Source organism: Streptomyces sp. NPDC001156 (assembly GCF_053598275.1).
Genome location: NZ_JBSFJX010000159.1, coordinates 1 through 18,465, shown reverse-complemented (window position 1 = coordinate 18,465; position 18,465 = coordinate 1). Strand labels below are relative to the sequence as shown.

The 18,465-nt window shown below is 67.0% G+C and carries 21 protein-coding genes and 1 pseudogene; 10 read left to right on the top strand and 12 right to left on the bottom strand.

Annotated features, from left to right (window positions below; genetic code table 11):
* Positions 1-85 precede the first annotated feature (85 nt).
* Positions 86-241, top strand: a complete 156-nt coding sequence (locus ACWDA7_RS39515; protein ID WP_450611178.1) for a hypothetical protein — start codon at positions 86-88, stop codon at positions 239-241.
* Here ACWDA7_RS39515 and ACWDA7_RS39510 read toward each other — a convergent pair.
* Positions 238-687 carry a MarR family winged helix-turn-helix transcriptional regulator gene (locus ACWDA7_RS39510; RefSeq protein ID WP_450611176.1) on the bottom strand — a complete coding sequence of 150 codons (450 nt, stop codon included), beginning with the start codon at positions 685-687 and terminating at the stop codon, positions 238-240. The two genes, ACWDA7_RS39515 and ACWDA7_RS39510, sit on opposite strands and share 4 nt — an antisense overlap.
* Before the next feature lie 241 nt (positions 688-928).
* Between ACWDA7_RS39510 and ACWDA7_RS39505 the strand changes: the two genes are divergently transcribed.
* Positions 929-1,303 carry a hypothetical protein gene (locus tag ACWDA7_RS39505; RefSeq protein ID WP_450611174.1) on the top strand — a complete coding sequence of 125 codons (375 nt, stop codon included), beginning with the start codon at positions 929-931 and terminating at the stop codon, positions 1,301-1,303.
* Positions 1,304-2,026: 723 nt separating this feature from the next.
* Complete coding sequence (locus ACWDA7_RS39500; protein ID WP_450611172.1) at positions 2,027-2,449, top strand: SsgA family sporulation/cell division regulator; 423 nt, start codon at positions 2,027-2,029, stop codon at positions 2,447-2,449.
* 113 nt (positions 2,450-2,562) lie between these two features.
* Here ACWDA7_RS39500 and ACWDA7_RS39495 read toward each other — a convergent pair whose 3' ends face one another.
* The 8 genes from ACWDA7_RS39495 to ACWDA7_RS39460 all read right to left on the bottom strand — a co-directional run bounded on the left by ACWDA7_RS39495 (position 2,563) and on the right by ACWDA7_RS39460 (position 10,149).
* The gene (locus ACWDA7_RS39495) at positions 2,563-3,279 is read right to left on the bottom strand and encodes a PP2C family protein-serine/threonine phosphatase (protein WP_450611170.1); all 717 of its coding nucleotides are present in this window, start codon (positions 3,277-3,279) and stop codon (positions 2,563-2,565) included.
* Complete coding sequence (locus tag ACWDA7_RS39490) at positions 3,279-4,508, bottom strand: PAS domain-containing protein (RefSeq protein ID WP_450611168.1); 1,230 nt, start codon at positions 4,506-4,508, stop codon at positions 3,279-3,281. Before ACWDA7_RS39490 ends, ACWDA7_RS39495 begins: the two co-directional genes overlap by 1 nt.
* Before the next feature lie 79 nt (positions 4,509-4,587).
* A complete protein-coding gene (locus ACWDA7_RS39485) occupies positions 4,588-4,836 on the bottom strand; it encodes an Imm21 family immunity protein (RefSeq protein WP_450611180.1) in 249 nt (82 codons plus the stop codon).
* A complete protein-coding gene (locus ACWDA7_RS39480) occupies positions 4,833-5,720 on the bottom strand; it encodes an SDR family oxidoreductase (protein WP_450611166.1) in 888 nt (295 codons plus the stop codon). The genes ACWDA7_RS39485 and ACWDA7_RS39480 overlap by 4 nt, the downstream gene beginning before the upstream one ends.
* Before the next feature lie 53 nt (positions 5,721-5,773).
* The gene (locus ACWDA7_RS39475) at positions 5,774-6,157 is read right to left on the bottom strand and encodes an MmcQ/YjbR family DNA-binding protein (protein ID WP_450611164.1); all 384 of its coding nucleotides are present in this window, start codon (positions 6,155-6,157) and stop codon (positions 5,774-5,776) included.
* A 131-nt stretch (positions 6,158-6,288) separates the two neighbouring features.
* The gene (locus tag ACWDA7_RS39470) at positions 6,289-7,206 is read right to left on the bottom strand and encodes an NADP-dependent oxidoreductase (RefSeq protein WP_450611162.1); all 918 of its coding nucleotides are present in this window, start codon (positions 7,204-7,206) and stop codon (positions 6,289-6,291) included.
* A 52-nt stretch (positions 7,207-7,258) separates the two neighbouring features.
* Positions 7,259-7,618, bottom strand: a complete 360-nt coding sequence (locus ACWDA7_RS39465; RefSeq protein WP_450611160.1) for a nitroreductase family protein — start codon at positions 7,616-7,618, stop codon at positions 7,259-7,261.
* Between the two features lie 356 nt (positions 7,619-7,974).
* Entirely contained in the window at positions 7,975-10,149 is a 2,175-nt protein-coding gene (locus tag ACWDA7_RS39460; protein ID WP_450611158.1) for a SpoIIE family protein phosphatase, read from the bottom strand.
* Positions 10,150-11,812: 1,663 nt separating this feature from the next.
* Here ACWDA7_RS39460 and ACWDA7_RS39455 point away from each other — a divergent pair.
* Together ACWDA7_RS39455 and ACWDA7_RS39450 are read left to right on the top strand one after the other, a co-directional pair.
* Positions 11,813-12,436 carry a 2-oxoglutarate dehydrogenase E1 subunit family protein gene (locus ACWDA7_RS39455; protein ID WP_450611156.1) on the top strand — a complete coding sequence of 208 codons (624 nt, stop codon included), beginning with the start codon at positions 11,813-11,815 and terminating at the stop codon, positions 12,434-12,436.
* Between the two features lie 251 nt (positions 12,437-12,687).
* Positions 12,688-13,827 (top strand): maleylacetate reductase, encoded by a 1,140-nt coding sequence (locus tag ACWDA7_RS39450; protein WP_450611155.1) that lies wholly within the window; start codon positions 12,688-12,690, stop codon positions 13,825-13,827.
* Here ACWDA7_RS39450 and ACWDA7_RS39445 read toward each other — a convergent pair.
* Positions 13,818-13,985: pseudogene (locus tag ACWDA7_RS39445) on the bottom strand (transposase); the annotation flags it as partial. The gene ACWDA7_RS39450 and the pseudogene ACWDA7_RS39445 overlap by 10 nt on opposite strands.
* A 171-nt stretch (positions 13,986-14,156) precedes the next feature.
* Between ACWDA7_RS39445 and ACWDA7_RS39440 the strand changes: the two are divergent.
* A complete protein-coding gene (locus ACWDA7_RS39440; protein ID WP_450611153.1) occupies positions 14,157-14,723 on the top strand; it encodes a hypothetical protein in 567 nt (188 codons plus the stop codon).
* 1,038 nt (positions 14,724-15,761) lie between these two features.
* On the opposite strand, the gene ACWDA7_RS39435 is transcribed toward ACWDA7_RS39440, so the two are convergent.
* Together ACWDA7_RS39435 and ACWDA7_RS39430 are read right to left on the bottom strand one after the other, a co-directional pair.
* Positions 15,762-16,319, bottom strand: coding sequence for a group II intron maturase-specific domain-containing protein (locus ACWDA7_RS39435; RefSeq protein WP_450611151.1), 558 nt, complete (start codon positions 16,317-16,319; stop codon positions 15,762-15,764).
* A 46-nt stretch (positions 16,320-16,365) separates the two neighbouring features.
* A complete protein-coding gene (locus ACWDA7_RS39430; RefSeq protein ID WP_450611150.1) occupies positions 16,366-16,572 on the bottom strand; it encodes an IS3 family transposase in 207 nt (68 codons plus the stop codon).
* 56 nt (positions 16,573-16,628) lie between these two features.
* On the opposite strand from ACWDA7_RS39430, the gene ACWDA7_RS39425 reads away from it, so the two are divergent.
* The 4 genes from ACWDA7_RS39425 to ACWDA7_RS39410 all read left to right on the top strand — a co-directional run bounded on the left by ACWDA7_RS39425 (position 16,629) and on the right by ACWDA7_RS39410 (position 18,322).
* Entirely contained in the window at positions 16,629-16,892 is a 264-nt protein-coding gene (locus ACWDA7_RS39425; RefSeq protein WP_450611148.1) for a DUF5372 family protein, read from the top strand.
* 174 nt (positions 16,893-17,066) lie between these two features.
* A complete protein-coding gene (locus tag ACWDA7_RS39420) occupies positions 17,067-17,561 on the top strand; it encodes a helix-turn-helix domain-containing protein (RefSeq protein ID WP_450611146.1) in 495 nt (164 codons plus the stop codon).
* A 19-nt stretch (positions 17,562-17,580) separates the two neighbouring features.
* The gene (locus ACWDA7_RS39415) at positions 17,581-17,832 is read left to right on the top strand and encodes a hypothetical protein (RefSeq protein ID WP_450611145.1); all 252 of its coding nucleotides are present in this window, start codon (positions 17,581-17,583) and stop codon (positions 17,830-17,832) included.
* Between the two features lie 58 nt (positions 17,833-17,890).
* Positions 17,891-18,322 (top strand): recombinase family protein, encoded by a 432-nt coding sequence (locus ACWDA7_RS39410; protein ID WP_450611143.1) that lies wholly within the window; start codon positions 17,891-17,893, stop codon positions 18,320-18,322.
* The last annotated feature ends 143 nt before the right edge of the window (positions 18,323-18,465 follow it).

The window sequence follows — 18,465 nt, the reverse complement described above, 5'->3', positions numbered from 1 at the left end:
GTCCTGATCCGTATTGCTGTCGCTGCGAGGATTGACGATCTCCGCTGCCACTGTCTTGAACCCCTTAGATGTTCATGGTTTGAGGGTGACCACTCAGACCCCGGCTGACCCCGAACACGCGAGTGCGGCTTCTGCCCTGCGCGGCGAGCTCGGCCGTCACCTGGCCGCCCGCCCCGCCCGGGCCCGCGCCAAGCCAGCAGATGCCGAGTCGCGTGCCGAGGGTGTCCGGCTGGGCGGCTAGTCGTGCGCGAGCGCCCCGGCAAAGTCGGCCATCAACCGTTCGAAGCTCGCACGGTCTGCCGGACCGAAGACCGCCAGTGCGGTGGCCATGACCTCCTCGGCGCGTTCCGTTGCCGCGGTCAGCGCGTGGTGACCGTCGGCGGTCAGGTGGTTTTCCACGATGCGGCCGCGTCCCGTACTGCGTTCGACGAGCCCACGCTCCTGGAGCCGCCGCAACAGCCCGCTCAGCGTCTGCGGCGTGTGAAACGAGGCCCTGGCCAGCTCGGAGGCGGAGGCGCCGGGCTGCCTCGATACCTCCCGCAGCACCACCCACAGTCCCAGGTTGAGATCCAGCGGACGCAGGACCCCGTCGATCCGCTGCGACAGCAGGTGCTGCGCACGCTTAAGGGCCATACCGAAGTCGACCACAGGTGAGGTTCCCAGGTCATCGTCTGTGTTCGTGTTCACCTTGACACCATAGCAGGCACCTTCTATGGTGAAGCCACCTTCAATGTAGAAGGTGGCTGAAATGAGGGATGCGGGTAAGAGCAGCCGCCAGGCGCCTCTTCCCCGACACGCCCGAGCGCATCGGCACGTCCGAGGAGACCGCGCGAGCCTGACGACAGCGCGCCTCACACAACCGACAGCAGGGGGAGAGCCCGGCGAGGCCACCAATCCGCTGATGCGCGCGATGCAAGGAGGAAAGGTCATGAAGAAGAACCTCGTGCGGCGTATCGCCGCTGCGGCTGCCTCTGCAGCGGTCGCCGGAGGAGCACTCTTCGCCGCGGGAGGCACCGCATCGGCGGCTGCCGTCCGGGCCGACGGGCACACCCTCACCCGGCCCGCTGTGACTGTTGAGGCCAAGGCCGACGCGTCCGATCACGGCAGGGGTGACGGGCGTGGTGCGTGGGACGGCTGCCGGAACGACGACCGGCAGTGCCAGTATTCCCCGGGCTACGGCAGCCGGCACTGGAACGCCGACGACCGCATCGGCGACGACCGCTTCTACCCCTGGGTGTACGACCAACTGGTGCTCTTCGGGCCCCGCGACGACCACGGCCACCAGCGCATCGCAGAGGACTAGCACACACGAGACTCAACGCCACGCCTTCGGGGACGAAGCTTGAACTCCGGCGGCATCAGGTCGGACACGTCGCGGCGCAGCGCCGGCCAGCGGACCCGGCGCAACGTCGCCCCGCGCCACACGGCTTGGCATCTGGACACTCCGTTACGGACTCGTGGTCGCCACGGGGTTGCGGACGAAGGATGCCGGCGGCGCGAGGCAGACATATTGGACTCCTCAGGGCGATTGCCGTTCCACCCGGTCATCATGACGGCGAACTCCCTTACGTGGATTGTGAGCCGGTCCAGGTCCGCACCGCGATCACATGGTCTGCGCAGGCTGATCGCTTTGTCTTCATCTAGGCGGTCGGGATACTTCATGATCCAGGAGGCGGCTTCTCGGACGGATGGCGGTTCGGGTCCCGGGTGAGGGGCCTGTCCGCGGCCGTCCCGGCAACGCCACGAATATCCCGCTCGATGACAGCCCACCGGTCCGGTGCCCGGGACAGCACCGGGCCGGTGGGCACGCACACCACCCATACCAGCGGACCCGGCCCCTCGTGCCGAAACGAGTGCCGACCGGGCGCCTGACCACGCGTGTCTGCGGACTCCGCGAGAAGCAACTCCACTGAGGCACCGGCTCGAAATCCGATCAATCACTGGAACAGAGCCTATTCGCCGTCGACCAGATGCAGTGAGCAGAACTGAAAACGGGGGGCTTGGACAGGGAAGGAAGGGAAGGACCTTGAGATCCGGAAGCAGCGTGATCAACGCGGAGCTGCCCGCATGCCTTGTCGTGTCGGAGGCATTGACGGTACCCGTGTGTATGCAACTTCAGTACCAGACCGCCGACCCATACGCCGTCCATGCCACCTTTCATCTCAGCGGTCGCAAGCCGGTCGAGTGGTCCCTCGCCCGCGAGGTGCTCATGGAGGGCCTGCACCAACCCGCCGGCATCGGCGACGTCCGCTTGTGGCCCACATGGAGCCACGGACAGTACATGGTGCACATCGTCCTCAGATCCACCAGGGGTCAAGCCATGCTCGTAGCCCCGGCGCGGGCGATGGCGTCGTTCCTACGACGGACCGAGAACGCGGTGCCGCCGGGCACCGAGCGCTGCCATTTCAACCTGGACGCCCAACTGGCGCACATCCTCACAGGCAACTGACACGGCAGCTGCAGATGGCTCCGCCTGTGCTCATCGCAGCCGGTCAGCGGCGTGATGAGGTGGGTGCGGGCGTGAGGACAGCCGCCTCGATCATGACGTAGTGTGACGCAACATCAGAACGAGACGGCCGCTTCGGCCACAGCAGACGACGCAGGCCACCACAGGGCGTTCGGGGCCTTGTTGGCCTCGTCGTCCGACTGCTTCGCCCGCTCCGAGAGCAGGGAGACGTTCGCGCGGATGACCCGGGGCATGCCGATGGAGCTCGTCCCATACACGGCCATGCCGCACAGCTGCTCGAAGGCCTTCAAGTACAGCCCGATCACACTGTTGTCCGGTAGCTCCACCTCGGTCGATTCATAGGAACCGAGTCCGACCCCGATGGGGGCCCCTGGAGGTACTTCGGCGAAGTCGACCGATCCCTCCGGGGAGATGATCGCGGGCGGGGGATGGCCCGCACTGGACATGGTGCATCGTCGGGTTTTCGGGTGGTACACACCGTAGAGGCAGGTGGCTCCGATAGCCGATGGTGTGGAGGTGTCGTCATCGGGACGGTCACGCGTGATGCTGACCGCGAGCTCATCCATGAGGCGCAGCAATTCGTCGGGCGGCACCTCCAACTGACTGAGCGCACGGGTCGTGGCAGACAGGCGTCCCATGGTCACGGCCGCATCGATGCCGTGACCAACAACGTCTCCCACGACCAAGGCCACGCGAGCGTCGGACAGTTCAATGACGTCGAACCAGTCGCCCCCCACGCCGCAGTATGTGTCCGCGGCGAGGTAGCGGGTGGCCACCTCGACTGTGCTGCCGCCTGACAAGTGGTGCGGCATCAGGTTGCGCTGTACGCAAGCCCGGCCGTTCGCTCTCGCGTGTATCTCAAGGCATTGTCGATGATCAACGCGGCCCGGGCCGCGAGTTCCTCGGCAAGAGCAAGATTCGCCCTGCTGAACGGGATGGGGTTTTGGCTGCGCACGAAGACGGCGATGCCGAGCAGCGAACCCCGCGCCTGCAGGGGGACGATCATGAGGGAGTGCATTCCGGTTTGGCGAATGACCTGGGCCCGATCCGAGTCGTTGTCGAGCCAGGAGCCGGCGGAGGTGTCGAGAGCGGGTTCGAAGTGGGACTTACGCTCTCTGAGCACGGTGGTGAAAGGGGATGCCCACGGAATGTAGACCGGCGTTCCGCGCGGCGAGAGAGATTCACGAAGATCGTCGTGGATGGAAGCGACGCCGGCGCGGTAGAAGCCGGGGATGCCCCTACTGGTGACGCTGAGGCGCCGCAACGGCTCCTTGCCCGGCGGCACGGCCTCGACGAGGTCGATAGTGACGTAGTCGGCGAGGCTCGGTACCGCCGTCTCCGCCACCCTCTGGCTGGTGACGAACGGATCCAGATCTGTGCCGATGCGACTTTTCGCTTCAAGGAGCAAACGAAGTCCTCCGACTTCCTGTCCGGTGCCGGCCCGCACTGCCACAGAACAGACGCCCAGTGGGCGACCGTCCGGTCCATCAAGACGGATCAAGGAAAGACGGTAGGAAGGACCGGAAACCCGAGTCTCGTCCGGGCGCAGTTCGAGTCCGAGAAGTGGCACGCCGTTGCACAGGACGCGCGTCATGGCGCCTTCCAGGAACTCTGGGTGATGAGCACGGAACACTTCGGTAACGTGACTGCCCAGCTCCGGCTCGGATCCGTAGATGTCCTGATTGTGAATGCTGTCGTTCAACCAGACACAGCGCAAATCCCGGTCCCAGACCGCCAGGCTGATCGGCGAGTGCAGAAAAAGCGCGTCCACAGCAGCCGGATCCAGGCTTGGACGGCCAACCATGTTCGGCCCCCACACGAGCCACCCCGCGCCGCCGTCAGCGTCCAGGGGAGTGACCCGTAGATCAGCAGCCACCTCATCGCCGTAGCGGCGGCGGATCCGCACCCGCCCTGACCAGGGCCTGCCGGCAAAGACACGGGAGAGTTCCGGGGTGTCCGAAATCAGCAGCCCCTCGGCAGGGCCATGAAGCACTTGGTCAGCCGAATATCCCCACAGACGCTCGGCGGTCCCGGTCCACACGGCGACCGTCCTATCGGCACTAAGCACTGCCAGGACGTCAGTGGATGAACTCGGAGGATTATCCGTGGACATAAAGCAACTATGCCGCACGGGTTCGGGCCCACGCAGCCGAGGATGTAGCGCCTCGCAGAGTGCGTACCGGGTGCAGGCCGGAGCCGTCCCCGGCCTGCACCGGCTGGAACAGAGATGTGGGGGCCGGCTCGTCCGCCGGCACCAGTGCCTGCGCACCGTTCTCGCCAACGGTGATCACACCGGCCAGATCGTCCACCGCACAGGCCCGGTCGTAGTCGTCTGGAGCGGTCTCGCGGCGGCATCCCGGGGATTTCAGCCCAGGGCGGGATAGTCGCCGGCAGCGAGGTCGTCGATCAGGCTCGGGTGGGTGGGCTGCCAGCCAAACCGTTCCCGGGTCAGTGCACTGGATGATGGCATGTCGAGGACGAACACGCGGCCGATGACGCCGAAGCGCTCAGGCGGTACCGACTCGACCGGCACCGCGAGAACGCCGCCGATTGCCTCAGCCAGGGTCCTCATGGTGTCGCCCTCGTCGGCTACCGCGTGCAGGACCGTGCCCGGCGCGGCGTCCTCGAGTGCGATGCGGAACAGCCGGGCGGCATCAAGCCGGTTGACCGCTGGCCATCGCTGTGTGCCGTCACCGACGTACGCTGACACGCCGGTTTTCTGCGCGGCGGCAATGAGCACTGAGCAGAAGCCGTATTGCGACCCGCGCTGGTGCACGGAGCGCGGCAGCCGCACGACAGAGGAGCGGATGCCCTGGTCGGCCAGGGTCAGCACCATCTGGGAGGTGCGGCCGCGGCCGCCGACCGGGCCGTCGGTGGTGTCGGGGTCGTCCTCGGTGGAGGTGTGGCCTGGCATCATCGGGGTGAGGCCGGCATGCACGAACGGCTTGCCGCTGCCTGCGAGTGCGCCGGCGAGGGTGTGCACGGCGCGCGCTTCCTCGTCGATGCCCGCTTCCAGGTTGTTCCAGTCGTTGCTGAAGGCGAGGTTGATGACGCCGTCGGCCTGTGCGGCACCGGCGCGGAGGCTGTCGAGGTCGGTGAGGTCGCCGCGGAGCGGGGTCCCGCCGGCGGCGGTGACGGCCGTCGCCGCCGCATCGGAGCGGACGAGGCCGAGGACCTCGTGACCAGCGGCGATGAGTTCGGGAACGACAACTGAGCCGATGCTGCCGCTGGCGCCGGTGACGAACACGCGCATGGGGGCTCCAGATGAGGACTGCGACGCTGCGTCGCAGGATTGGCATGTGAGGGTCAGGCGTGGCGGTCGTGGGTGGCTGGATCCACGGGTTGCTTGGACTTGGGAAGCCCGCCGACCACGAGACGGTAGGAGTCGGTCACGAGCTCCTTCACCAGCTTGTCGTCGATGGTGTCTCCGCCTTCCATTGTGATCCAGTGCCTTTTGTTCATGTGGTAGCCGGGCGTGATGTCTGCGTACTTCTGACGCAGGGTTGTGGCGTCGTCCGGGTCGGCTTTGAGGATCACGACAGGGCGTCCCGGCATGTCGGTCATGAGCATGAAGACCTTGCCGCCCACCTTGTGGAGCTCCCAGTCGGGGTCGAAACGATGCTCCTGGTCGGTGCCGGGCAGTTCCGCGGTGCGGTCGCGCGCGATCTTCTGCAGTTCCTGTCCGTCCAAGGTGATCAACTCCTGGGTCGGTTCGAGTGCCTGGCGTGTGTCGTTTCGGATCCTTGGCGCCGGTCGGTGGCCGGCCCTGGACGGCCACCGACCGACGGGCAGGCCATGGTCCTGATCTCCGACACGGCCATCTACGGCAGGACGCGGATGATCGTCTTGCCGCGGCGACGCGTGGTCGGGTTGAGGGCGCCGATGGCGTCGTCGAGGCTCGCTACGTCACCGATGTTGGTCCGCAGCCGTCCGTCCCGCACCCGCTGCACGATCTCACCGAGCTGGGCGCGATCGGCCTCGACGACGAAGTCGATGGCCAGGCCGTCAGCGGGCCGTGCTTCGACCGGGCCGACGACGGACACCACGGTTCCTCCGGCCTTGATCAGGGCAGCGGACCGCTTTTGAACGTCGCCACCGATGACATCGAAGACCAGATCGACGCCCCCGACGTCTTTGAGCCTGTCGTTCTCGAGGTCGACGAACTCATGAGCGCCGAAGTCGAGTGCCTTCTCGCGGTCGGCGGCGCGTCCGGTGCCGATGACGTAGGCGCCCGCTTCCCGTGCGAGCTGGGTCACCATCGTCCCGACCGCCCCGGCCGCGCCGTGGGCGAGGACGGTCTGGCCGGCCTGAAGGCGGCCGTGCTGGAACAGCCCCTGCCACGCGGTCAGCCCTGAGATCGGCAGGGACGCGCCTACCGTGAAGTCGACGTCGCCGGGCAGGGGGGCGAGGTTGCGTGCTTCGATCGCCACGTACTGGGCGAGGGTGCCGTCGCGGTGCCAGTCGGCGAGGCCGAACACCCGCTGCCCGACCGACAGCCCCGTCGTGCCGTAGCCGAGGGCGGTGACCACTCCGGCCAGCTCGTGGCCGGGGATCGACGGTGTCTTGTCACGGCCGGCGCGATCGGCCCAGGTCGACGGCCACTCCATCTCTGTGGGGACGAAGCCCGATGCATGGATCTGAACGATGACATCGTTGATCGCTGCGAGCGGCTCGGGCCGCTCCGTCAGCGTCATCCCGGCCGTTCCCGCGGCCTGGTCGGTTACCACAATGGCTTTCATCGAAATGCTTCTTTCTCGTATGTATGGTGGTTTTTTGGTTTTCGGGTGGGTTTTACATGAAGGTGAACAGCTGGTCGGCGTCGAAACGCGAGATCGGGCTGGTGTACACCCTCTCCGGGGCGGGGTAGCCGAGGGCCAGCAGCACCGTCGTGGTGTGTCCGCTCTCGCGGATCTTGAACGCCTTGTCGACACTGGTCGGGTCGAACCCCTCCAGCGGCGTGGCCTCGACGCCGAGCTCGGCGGCCGCCATCATGGTCAGGCCCACCGCCATATAGGTCTGCTTCTCCATCCAGTGGTTCAGGTCCTTGTAGCCGTAGTTGCGCAGGTTGAGGAAGTCCCGGGTCATGGATTCCCACAGCTCCTGCTTGGCCGGGGCAGGGAACCCGCCGTCGGCCCTCTCCTTGGCGAACACTGCCTCGAGGTGGCTGTCGGGCAGATCCGCCCGCGTGGTGAGGCGTCCCGTAATCGAGGTGGTGGGCCGGTACCGGGTGGTGGGGTTTCGTCGAGCAGTGGCCCTGGAAGCGGAGATCTTCGGCTTTTGGGCTGCCGCGTGGGTGCGGCGCGGGGTGGGGCGGGCACTGCGCTGCAGTTGACTCGACAGGGCTTCTTGCAGCCCTTCATTGAAGAGGATCTGGGTGTGGCGTCCCTGGACGGTAACGCTTACGGATCTGCTACGAGATACGCGCCGACCTCCACCCCGGCCTGCTCCAACTCGCCTACAACATCATCTGCTTGAGACGCCACCCCACCTCATTCTGAAATGATCAGTTAGGACGCCTCTTGGGTATCCATCTCAAACCAGACCGTCTTCCCCCTGCCGCTCGGCGAGTTCCCCCAGGAGGAAGCCAGAGCGGACACGATGACCAACCCCCGCCCTCCTTCGGCCTCAGCCTCATCCGGACCGAGATCCACAAGCATCGCCGGGTGGGAGTCGCTGTCCCGGACCTCCACCCTCAGATGATCCGGGTATCTGCGCAGGCAGACGTCGACGTCGCTGTCCCCGTGGACGAGCGCGTTGGTGACGACTTCCGACGCCAGCACCGCAGCAGAATCGGTCAATGAGGCCAAATGCCATCCGCCCAGGCTCGTGGTGAGGAACTGTCGCGTGCGCCGCACGCCTTGGAAGTCGTGGCGATGCACGTGCAGGCGTTTGATGAACTCCTTCACCTCTGCTGAGGGACCTTCGTACCGCAGTAGCAAAAGTGCGGCGTCGTCCGCTCGAAGGGTCCGCCCGAGCCCGGAGTCCATCAGCCGGTCGCCGAGCGTCTCCAGTTCACCTCCCGAGGCCGCGACAGCGGCCTCCAATGTCTCCCGGGCCAGCTCGCTCGCCCCACCAGACAGCCCGTCCGTGTAGAGAACGAGAAGCGTCGCCGGATCCAGGGTATGGACGCTGACCTGATACGTCGGTCTCGTCTCGACTCCCAGCGGGACACCAATGTCGGCCGCTGCCGCCAGATAGGCACCGGCAGCGGCTCTGATCAGAGGGCGCGGGTGACCTGCGCTGACCACCTGGGCAGTGCCGGTGTCGGGATCGAGCCAGACGCAGCAGCAGGTAGCGAAGACATCAGTCTCCAAGTCAATCAGCAGGCGATTCGCGCGATACAGCACCGTGCTCGGGTCATGGCCCTCCAGTGCGTAGCTGCGTACCGCACTGCTGAGCTGCCCCATCACCACGGCCGCCGCGGTGTTGTGCCCCTCGACATCGCCGATCACCGCGGCCACGCCGCCGGCGGGGAGCGGAATCAGGTCGTACCAGTCGCCTCCTAGCTCGATCGCGCCGGCGGCCGGCTCGTAGCGGCTCGTGGTCAGTACACCGTCGAGTTGGGGAAGCATCCGGGGCAGGAGGGCCTGCTGCAACTTCTGTGCCAACGCATGACTGGCGTCGTAAAGCTGGGTGCGTTCGAGTGTCTGGCCGAGCAGCGTCGACAGGATAGACAGAGGCGACAGTTCCCTGGCAATCCGTCGTTGCTCCGGCGCGAGTCCGACCGAGCATGTGCCTAGTGCGTGGCCGCCCGCGAGCAGCGGGAGGACGATCCACGCTTGCTCGTCACGGTCGACCGCCGTCATGCGGCCTCGCCCAGGCGAATCGCCTCGCTCTCCAGCCCCGTAGATGAGCTGCTTCTTGTGCGCGATGGCTTCGGTTTCCGGGGACTGGGTGCTGATCGAGATTCCGTTCAGCGCCTTCAGATGCTCCTTCGAGCAGCCCGATGCGCCCACCACATGGAGTCGGTCGCCCTCGATCAGGCTGATGGCCACCGCCCGGGCTCCGAATCCGGACACCAAACGCTCGATCGTCAGTGCGACCGCATCTCTCGTATGCGCGACCGACAGCAGGGAGACGGCCAGTTTGTGCAAGTGGAAAATGAAGGGTGCACTCCGCAGTGCCGACGATCCATGCCCTTCCTGATGCGACGTCCCGCCGGTTTCCGCAGCGGAACCAACATCGACTGTGGTCGCCAGCGGAATCCTCGGAGGACGCAAAGAGACACCGCTGTGGGCAAGGCAGTCCAACTCGAACGAAAGATGCTCTACTGCTTCCCGCAGATAGTCCATCTCACCCGCGGACAGCTCTTGACCACCGCGCGGCAAGAACGCCACCAAGGCGCCGGCCCTCTGCTCCCCTGCCGCCAGTGGCGCGGCGGCCACGACGTGCGGAGCAGCCGCATAAACCCCGAAATCGAGATGGCTTGCCGCTATATCGTAGGAGCAAGCCGTGGAGATCCGCCCAGTTTGATAGGCCCGGACGCCGGGAAACGTCAGGTCCTCGAGAGGTAGACGCTCGGGGGCAATCAACCCCAACGGCGTTACGACGACCACCGCAGCCGCCAACATTGGCTCCCCCGGCACCGACAAATACACCGCGACAGCCGACGCCTGCAGGACGCGCATGCAGCGGCGGGCCACCGACACGAACAGATCGTCGCGGCCCGCCACGTCGGTCACATTGCCGGTCCCAGACGACGACTGAGAGCGGGATGCCGCAGACCTCATATCACTCGCCCCAGCGCTTCGCAACACTTTCATTCACGGTACTACTGGCCACACCGCCGGGCCCGTCCAAGCGGGACACCGACACGCGACCACAGTCCGGCCCTCCGCGGTCACACCCTGTCGGGCCGAGGCCTGCGCTCACTCACCCCGGCCACTGCATGCCGAGTCCGCGGACGAGGCCTATGCGGACGGTCACGACGTGCTCGAGGATCCGACCGAGCAACGCATGCCAGCGTCCTCGTGCGTGTTCCCGCTGTGATCATCGACTCGGCCCACTGTGGGCGGGCCTGCCGCTCGAAAATGCGATTCGGCGCTGTGAGCTGCGGCGAGGCGTTCGGTCAGGCGATTCTCTGGTACTGGTTGATCGGGCCGCCGAGGAGGGGTTGTCGCCGGATTCGGTGGGCCTGGAGGTCGGTGGCGGGGGGTGGGTGGTTCGGCGTGGTTCGGGGGTAGTTGCCGCCGAGCCTGGTGGGGCCGGTGCCCGTTGCAGTGCCGGATGTACTCGGCCAGGACCACTCGGGCGTGGGCCTCGTGGCCATCGAACGGTGATCGCACCGACCGCGGCCAGCACCGCCGCGACCGCGTCCGCGAACCTTGAACCTCTCGGATCGGGCAACAGCGGATCCGACGGCGCGGCATCCACCAGCAGCACCGTGAACATCTCCCGCACAGCCTCGGCACGGGCACCGAACCTGCGCAGCCAGCCCCGCACCGTCTCATCGGGAAGACCCAGACGGGCCGCGATCCGCCGGTGCCCGGCCCCGGCCGCCTTCGCCACCAACGCGGCCCCGATCACCACCGCCGCATCCGCACGCCGCAACAGCACCGTGACCGGCAACAACACATGCGAGACCCCGCACCCCGGACACCGAGCCCGACGAGGCGTCAACTCCAACCGCAGTCCCCGCAGATCCCGCACTGTCCGCCGCCCGGACCAGCCCCACGGACGCAACACCACCCCGCACCCCGGACAAGCAATCCCACCCGCCGCCAACCGCTCCTCGACCCGAGCCGGCGATACCTCTACCGTGACCACAGCGCCTCCGAGCGCGATGCGGCCCTCCCGGCACTCGGCCAAGAGATCACCGGGAGGGCCGTGCCCATGCCTGACCATGAGCACGTTGTCGCCGCACACGACGAAGAGCAACCCTCCGGGCTGCCCTATCCCTCATCACCACGACCCTGACGCGGCCCCGCCCGCTCGTCACCACAACGAACGTCGCTCAACACCCACGGCCCGGATGGCGGGCGAGTCTGTCGCCGGGTGTCACCGGCGGATGGCGGTCAGCCATGTTCCTTTCCTGGGATCGACGCGGTGGGGGGTCGCAGCCCTTGCTGACCGCCGGCAGTCGGTGTGCGGGCCTCAGCTGTGCGTGGCAGCATTCCACGCACAGGCCGCCGCCTTGATGCCATGTCCTGATGTGCCGCCGGTATGGCACATTCGTCTGTCCTTCTCATCTCCCCCGCCGTCCTACCGTGATGATGTGACGCGGTCGGTGGGTTCGCTTCCTCAGCGGATACGGAAGCGGCACCCTCGGGCGGATGGGGATGATCAGCCGAGCCGGCCGCGTCGCCCCTTGGCCGTATGGAATGAGGAAAGAAGGCGATCCACACCGTGGCATCGCAATCCCGCGCCGGACAGCCGGTGCTGAATGGGCTGGAATTCGGCCTCAACGAATGGGTTGTGGACGAACAGTACGAGCAGTACCTGCGCGACCCGGGCTCGGTCGACCAGGCGTGGAGGGACCTCTTCGCCTCCCCCGGTCCCGCGGCGGACCGGGGGGCGCGCGACGATACGACCACGGTGAGTGACAGCGTGGAGGAAGCGGCGATCAAGGCGGTCCGCGTCGCGGCGCTCATCCACGCGTATCGCGTGCGCGGCCACCTGATGGCCGACACGGACCCGCTCACGAAAGAGCAGGGCGGCGCACACCCGGAGCTGGACATCAAGGCATTCGGGCTCGGCGAGGAGGACCTGGCAAGGACGTTCGTCGTCGACGACTTCGCCGGGCAGGCCGCCATGACACTTGGCGCGGTAAGGCGGGTCACAGTTTCCTCGCCGGGCTCAGTGAGAACGGCAACGAGTCCGCTGACGCGGCGCAGGAGTCATGGCGACGGACGCCGGCCTTCTTCCGATCACACGTGCATCCGATACCAGGTCACTGGCTTGCTCGAACCACCGGTCCGGACTCAGCTCCGGGCCAGTGTCCCCCGGCCGACGGTATCGGGGACGCCTTGACACCGGCTACGCCGGCCCCGGCATGGCTCGTAGTGCGTGTCACGCTCCGCTGGGCGAGAGCAACGACTGTCCCCGTCGATGACAACAGCACGTCCGGGAGGCGTAGGCGCCGCGACGGTTGAGCTCGCGCGCGTAGTCAACGGGGTGTACCGAGCGGGGCCGCTCTTTCGTCCTGGGAACTGCCGGCTGCACGTGGTCTTGATACCCGCAGAGGCCGAGCGTCCCTGGATTCGGATGACGGCCCCTGTCCAATGAGGAGAACCCTTGTCATGATCGAGATCGAGCCGTCTGTGTCTTCGGCAGGGCTCGCGGGCTTCGTCCACGAGTGGCCTGCTTCACGCGTCGTGTTTGGGCCTGGCGTGATTTCGGTTGCCGCCAGTGAAGCAGTCCGGTACGGCAGCCGGATCGCCGTGATTCACGATCCGACTGCCAAGAGTGCTGCGGACCGGGTGACTGCCGATGCGGGAGGAGGGGTCTGCGCGCGCATCAGTGAGGTCGTGCAGCACGTCCCCGTGCACGCGGTGGACGAGGCCGTGGCCATAATCCGGAACGCACGCGCAGAAGTACTGATCTGCATCGGCGGTGGCTCGGCCACCGGCCTCGCCAAGGGGGTCGCACGGGACCTCGAGTTGCCGCTGGTCGCCGTTCCGACCACTTACGCCGGCAGTGAGATGACCTCGATCTGGGGGCTGACCGAGGGCGGGAGGAAGACCACCGGGCGAGCGACGACGGTCCGGCCCCGCACTGTCGTCTACGACCCCGAATTGACGCTGGGTCTGCCCACAGCAATCTCGGTGACGAGCGGTATCAACGCGATCGCGCACTGCGTGGAAGCGCTGTACGCCAGCGATTCGTCCCCGCTGACGCGGCTGGCTGCCGCCGAGGGGATCCGGTCCATGACTCGAGCTCTGCCGAGCATCCTTGAACGGCCCCATGACGTCGGCGCCCGCGCCTTCGCGCTGCGTGGTGCCTGGCTCTCCGGATGGTCGCTGGAGGTCTCCACCACCGGACTGCACCACAAACTTTGTCACGTCCTGGGAGGCTTGCTCAACCTGCCGCATAGCCCCCTACACACGGTGCTCCTTCCGTACACCGTCGCACACATCACACCGGCCGCCGTGGCCGAAACCCAGATCGTGCTCGAAAGCCTCGGTATCACCGGACTCGTCACCGACGCCGGGGGCCTGATCTGGGAACACCACCGGCTCCTCGGGGCACCCACATCACTCGCCGCGATCGGCATGCGCGAGACCGACCTGGACCGGGCGATCGCCGAGGCCTCGGCAGTGCTGGCGGATCGCGCGCTCCCACCACGCCCGGCTGGACCCGCCGACCTCCACGACTTGATCCAGGCTGCCTTCAACGGCGACCGACCCGCGCCGTGGTGTTGAGTTGGGAAGGCGGTATTGGCCAGCGGGCCGCGCCGTAACCGTAAGCAGATGCCCTCCACTGGATTCAAATCCGGCGCGTAGGAGGGAAGGTGCACGATGGTGAGCCAGTCGTGTTCGTCCGCGTACGGGCGCATCCCGGCCCGGTGGGTGTTGAGATTGATGCCCCTATGCTGCGTCAACCGGTCCCGGTCTTCGGCTGGGGCAGCGGTGTGGCCAGTCTTCGCGGCGCAGTCGGACGTCGACGCGTTGCCCCCGTGCCGTGCACACAGCAGGACGATTCACCATGGGCGGCGGTGTGCCGGACCGGCAACTGTCAGCAGAAACAGGCAATGATGAGCAAGCAGAGCAACCCCGCTGCCCCCGCCGGTACGACGGCCCGCGAACTCCCACTCGACGGCTCCACGCTGCTCCGCCGCCGACGGCGGGTCCTACGGCAGCTCCGCTTGTGCGTGCTCGTACTCGTGCCGTGGACCATCTACCTGGCGGTGGCGCTGCCGAATCGCTTCGAGGCCCGGCACTGGCCCTGGGTGTGGGTGGGCTTCGACGTGATGCTGCTCGTGACACTGGCCGGTGCGGGAGTGGCGGTGCGGCTGAGACGCCAGGTCCTGGCCCCGTTGTCGTTCGTGGCAGCCACGCTCCTCCTGTGCGATGCCTGGTTCGACGTTTCCCTGAGCTGGGGAAAGGAGGATGCGTGGGCGAGCGCCGCCTCGGCCATGCTGGTTGAGCTGCCTCTCGCCGTCCTGCTCATCACGCGGGCGCGACGGGTGCTGAAGATATCGGTGGGGCTGGCTTGGCAGCGGCTCGGCCTGGCGGGAGATCCTCCGCCGCTGCACAAAATGCCGTTGTTCGCTGCCCTCGCATCATCGCGGAGCAATGAGGCTCACCAGTTTGATTAACGAGTCGTAGTGATCCTGTGGCAGAGTGTGACGCGCACGTCCGGCGCCCGCGGCAGACGGTTCACGAGTCACCCGGGCCGGCGTCCTACGGCACGCTACGAGCGGCCAACCCGACCGGGTCCCGCTACCCCTATACAAGTCGGCGGTTCAGCCCGCCGCCAGCCCCACAATCGCGCCCTGCGCGGCCTAGGGGCCCGCTGGGTCCGCGTCCTCTGGCGCTGCTGGACCGATCACTTTCTGTCCCTTGACAAGCCCAGCCCTCATGGGTGCGGAGACGGAAGATCAAGGCGGTGATCCCGGAGAAGGCGGAAAAGTCGCAAGGCAGGTTCGCGCACTTGACGCCGTTGCCTACACCGCAGCGGACCGCATCGATCAGTTGTCGGTGGCAGTAACCGCCCACCGAGAGCGGTTCACGGAGGCGTGTCTCAGTGATCCACCCATTCCCGGAGGGAAGTCCCGTACCCACCCGAAAGGAGGCAGGTCAGGGGTACACGCTCCGCAGCCGACCGCTGGCATACACCTGGTCTCACACCGGCTCCACGCGCGCGTTTCACGTCTCCAAACCGCTGGCGACGGGCCGAAGCCCGCGAATGAGGCGTTCTTAACCGCCCGCCGCAGGACCCGAGCGTCCGAACGGCTTGGTTCTCGCCGACCGGACACACCCAAGCCACCACCAAACAACGACAGTTGGGGACATTCAATGAGAAATCAAGCAACAGTTGGCAGCCCCAACGCACGGCATTCGACCCACTGGTTGAACTGCAGATCACGCAGCAGGCCCCACGTGCAGACCGCGGCGCGGACTGCCATAAATTTCCGGCACGGAACACGAGCATGAAAATGAGCGACCACACAAAAATCATCGTTCTGGGAGCAGTCGCCCTCTTCCTCGCGAGCGGCCTCATCGTAATGCTCCAGCACGCCTACAAGACCTGAGTAGGTCGGGGACTGGCGCGGTGGCCTGTGAGGGCTCCGTTTCCAGCCCCCGCCCGTCAAACCGGGCATGCGCTTCTCGCGCACCCGGCTTACCGACATCGTTCACCAGCTGGCATGCGCTGTCACCCTGCGTACGTTCCCGGACAGGCGGAACACCCCGAGTCGGTTGAACCAGGCGCCGTCGTGGCGCTGGCCCCACCGGCGGCCGGGGATGCCACGCTTGCGATTGTCGAAGATCGCGAGCCGCTCGTGGACGTAGCTGTCGATCGTGGAGAACTTTCCGGCCGAGTTGCCCCAGCGGAAATACGCCGTCCAGCCCCGCAGCACCGGGTTGAGGTCAGCGACCACGGCCGTCAGCGGCCGTCCCACCCGGCTGCGATCGGTGGCTGCGCGGATCTTGTCCCGCAGCACCCCCATCGCTCGCTTGGACGGCCAGCGTTGCAGGTGGAACCTGCCGCGCCGACGCCACGACTCCACCTTGCGGTGGTGGAAGCCGAGGAAATCGAAGCCCTGCCCACCCCTGGCGAGGTGGGTGATGCCGGTCTTGTCCGGGTGCAGCTGCAACCCGAGTCCGGCCAGCACCGAGCCCGCCAACTCCCGTGCCTGCTCGGCGCGTTCCCTGGTCGGACACAGGACCACGAAATCGTCGCAGTACCTCACCAATACTCCCAGCCGACTGTCAATCCCCTCGCAGCGTGGAGACGATCTATGCGGCCAGTCCCTCGGCGAGGGTAGCTCGGTACTCGCGTTCGTAGTCGATCGGACTCTTGAAACCGCACACGCTGTGTAGCCGCCTGGCGTTGTAGAAGTCGGTGATCCAGGTGGCGATCCTGATGCGAGCCTCGGTGCGGGTGCGGAAGGTGTGCCGGTGCACGTACTCCACTTTGAGGACGCTGTTGAACGCCTCGCTCACGGCGTTGGCGTGATCCGTCGACTGCTTCGGTTTCCGACTTTGAAGACGGAGGTCAGGTGCGGGTGACGCACCCGTTCCATCCGCTGTCCGGACGGGAGTTGGAGTTCATCGAGCGTCGGCAGTGCTGGCGTGGGGACCGGGTGTACTACTTCGACGAGGTGGGTGGCCGGTCGCGGATCCCGACGGAGTGGACGTCGGTGGCGCCGGTGGACGCGTTCGTGGTCGCGGCCGGTGGCGACTGCCCGTTCCGGACGCAAGATCTGGTCGAGCTGGCCGCGCTGATCGACCGGCTGCAGGGTGTCGGGGAGATCGCGCCGTGAGCGTCGTGGGGTTCGTGCCGTGCTGGAGGGCGCTCGCGGTGTCGATCGCGGGCGCGTGCAAGCGTGGAATGTGCGCTGGCCTGCTGCTTTTGCTCCTGCCGGTGGTCGCAGGGGGCTTGGCTGCGATCCGGTCCGCCGAAATCCTGGTGACAGAGCTGGAGAGGGGAGGCGGTCATGGCGGCAACGGCGGGCAGTGCGGCGAAGGTCCGTGCTCTGCGGGAGTCGCGGACGCTCAATCCGCGTCCCGAGGCGGTGGTCGACGAGGCTTTCACCGCCTCGTCGTTCCTGGATCCGTGCGATCTGGTGCAGGTGAAGTACGAGATGGTGCGCCGGGTCCGCGTCGACAAGGTGCCCGTCGCCCGTGCGGCGGCGGCCTTCGGGTTCTGCCGTCAGAGCTTCTATGCGATCGCGGCCGCGCTGGATGCGGGCGGGCCGGCCGCGCTGGTGCCGGGCAAGCCCGGGCCGAAGGGGCCGCGCAAGCTGACCGAGCCGGTGATGGAACACATCGAGGCCCTGCTGCAGGCCGATCCGGGCCTCAAGGCGCCGGCCCTGGCCGCGGCGGTGGCCGAGGAGTTCGGTGTCCAGGTGCATCCGCGTTCCATCGAGCGGGCGCTGGCTTGCAGGCGCGAGGGCCGCAGCCAGGAGGAGAACATACGTCCCCGCAGCTGACGCGGCCGTCGGGATGCGGGTGGCCGCGAGTTACGAACAGTTGCGGTCGGCGGTCGTGGAAGGACGCGGCGGTGGCTGGCGTCATGGCTGGTCGGTGCTGGTCCGCTCGGGCATGGCCGCCTGGAGCCGGGCGATCGCGGCCCTCCGCGGCCCGGTCGGGCAACAGCCCGATCGACCGCCGGTGCCCGCACTCGACGTCGCCGACCACCTCGCAACCGAGCTCGTGCACGTGCTGGCCTCACTCGTCCTCGGGCACGGCCGGCCGCCTTGAGCCCGTCACCGTCACCGTCACCGTCACCTGGGGTGTTGCGTTCGAGAGGGAGTACGTCGTGCAGGAACAGCCGTTCGGCGCGGGGAAGGTCACCGCGGATCATCTGCGGCGGGGTGCGTATCTGTATGTGCGCCAGTCCTCGCTCAAGCAGGTCGTCAACAACACCGAGTCCACCGCGCGGCAGTACGCGCTGCGGGGCCGGGCCATCGCGTTGGGCTGGGGCGAGGGCCAGATCACCGTGATCGACACCGACCAGGGCCAGTCCGGGGCCACGGCCGCGGGCCGGGACGGCTTTAAGCTCCTGGTCTCCGAGGTGTCTTTGGGCCGGGCCGGGATCGTGCTGGGCCTGGAAGTGTCCCGGCTGGCCCGCAACAACACTGACTGGCACCGGTTGCTGGGTGCGCCACGAAGTATCACGGATTCGTGTGGAGATGGAAGGGCTCCACCGCCTGGCCGTCGCAGCGGTCGGGTGAAGCTGGAGGCAGCCTGACCCGGGGATCGCCGGGGAGGGTGGGAAGCAGCCTCGACAACGTCGGGACGGGTCGGCACTGCCAGACGGTCCGGGTCCGGCTAGCAAGGTCAGAAGGCGGAACGAGAGTGAACCAGTGGTTGAAGCTCCGTAACGGTGCCTCC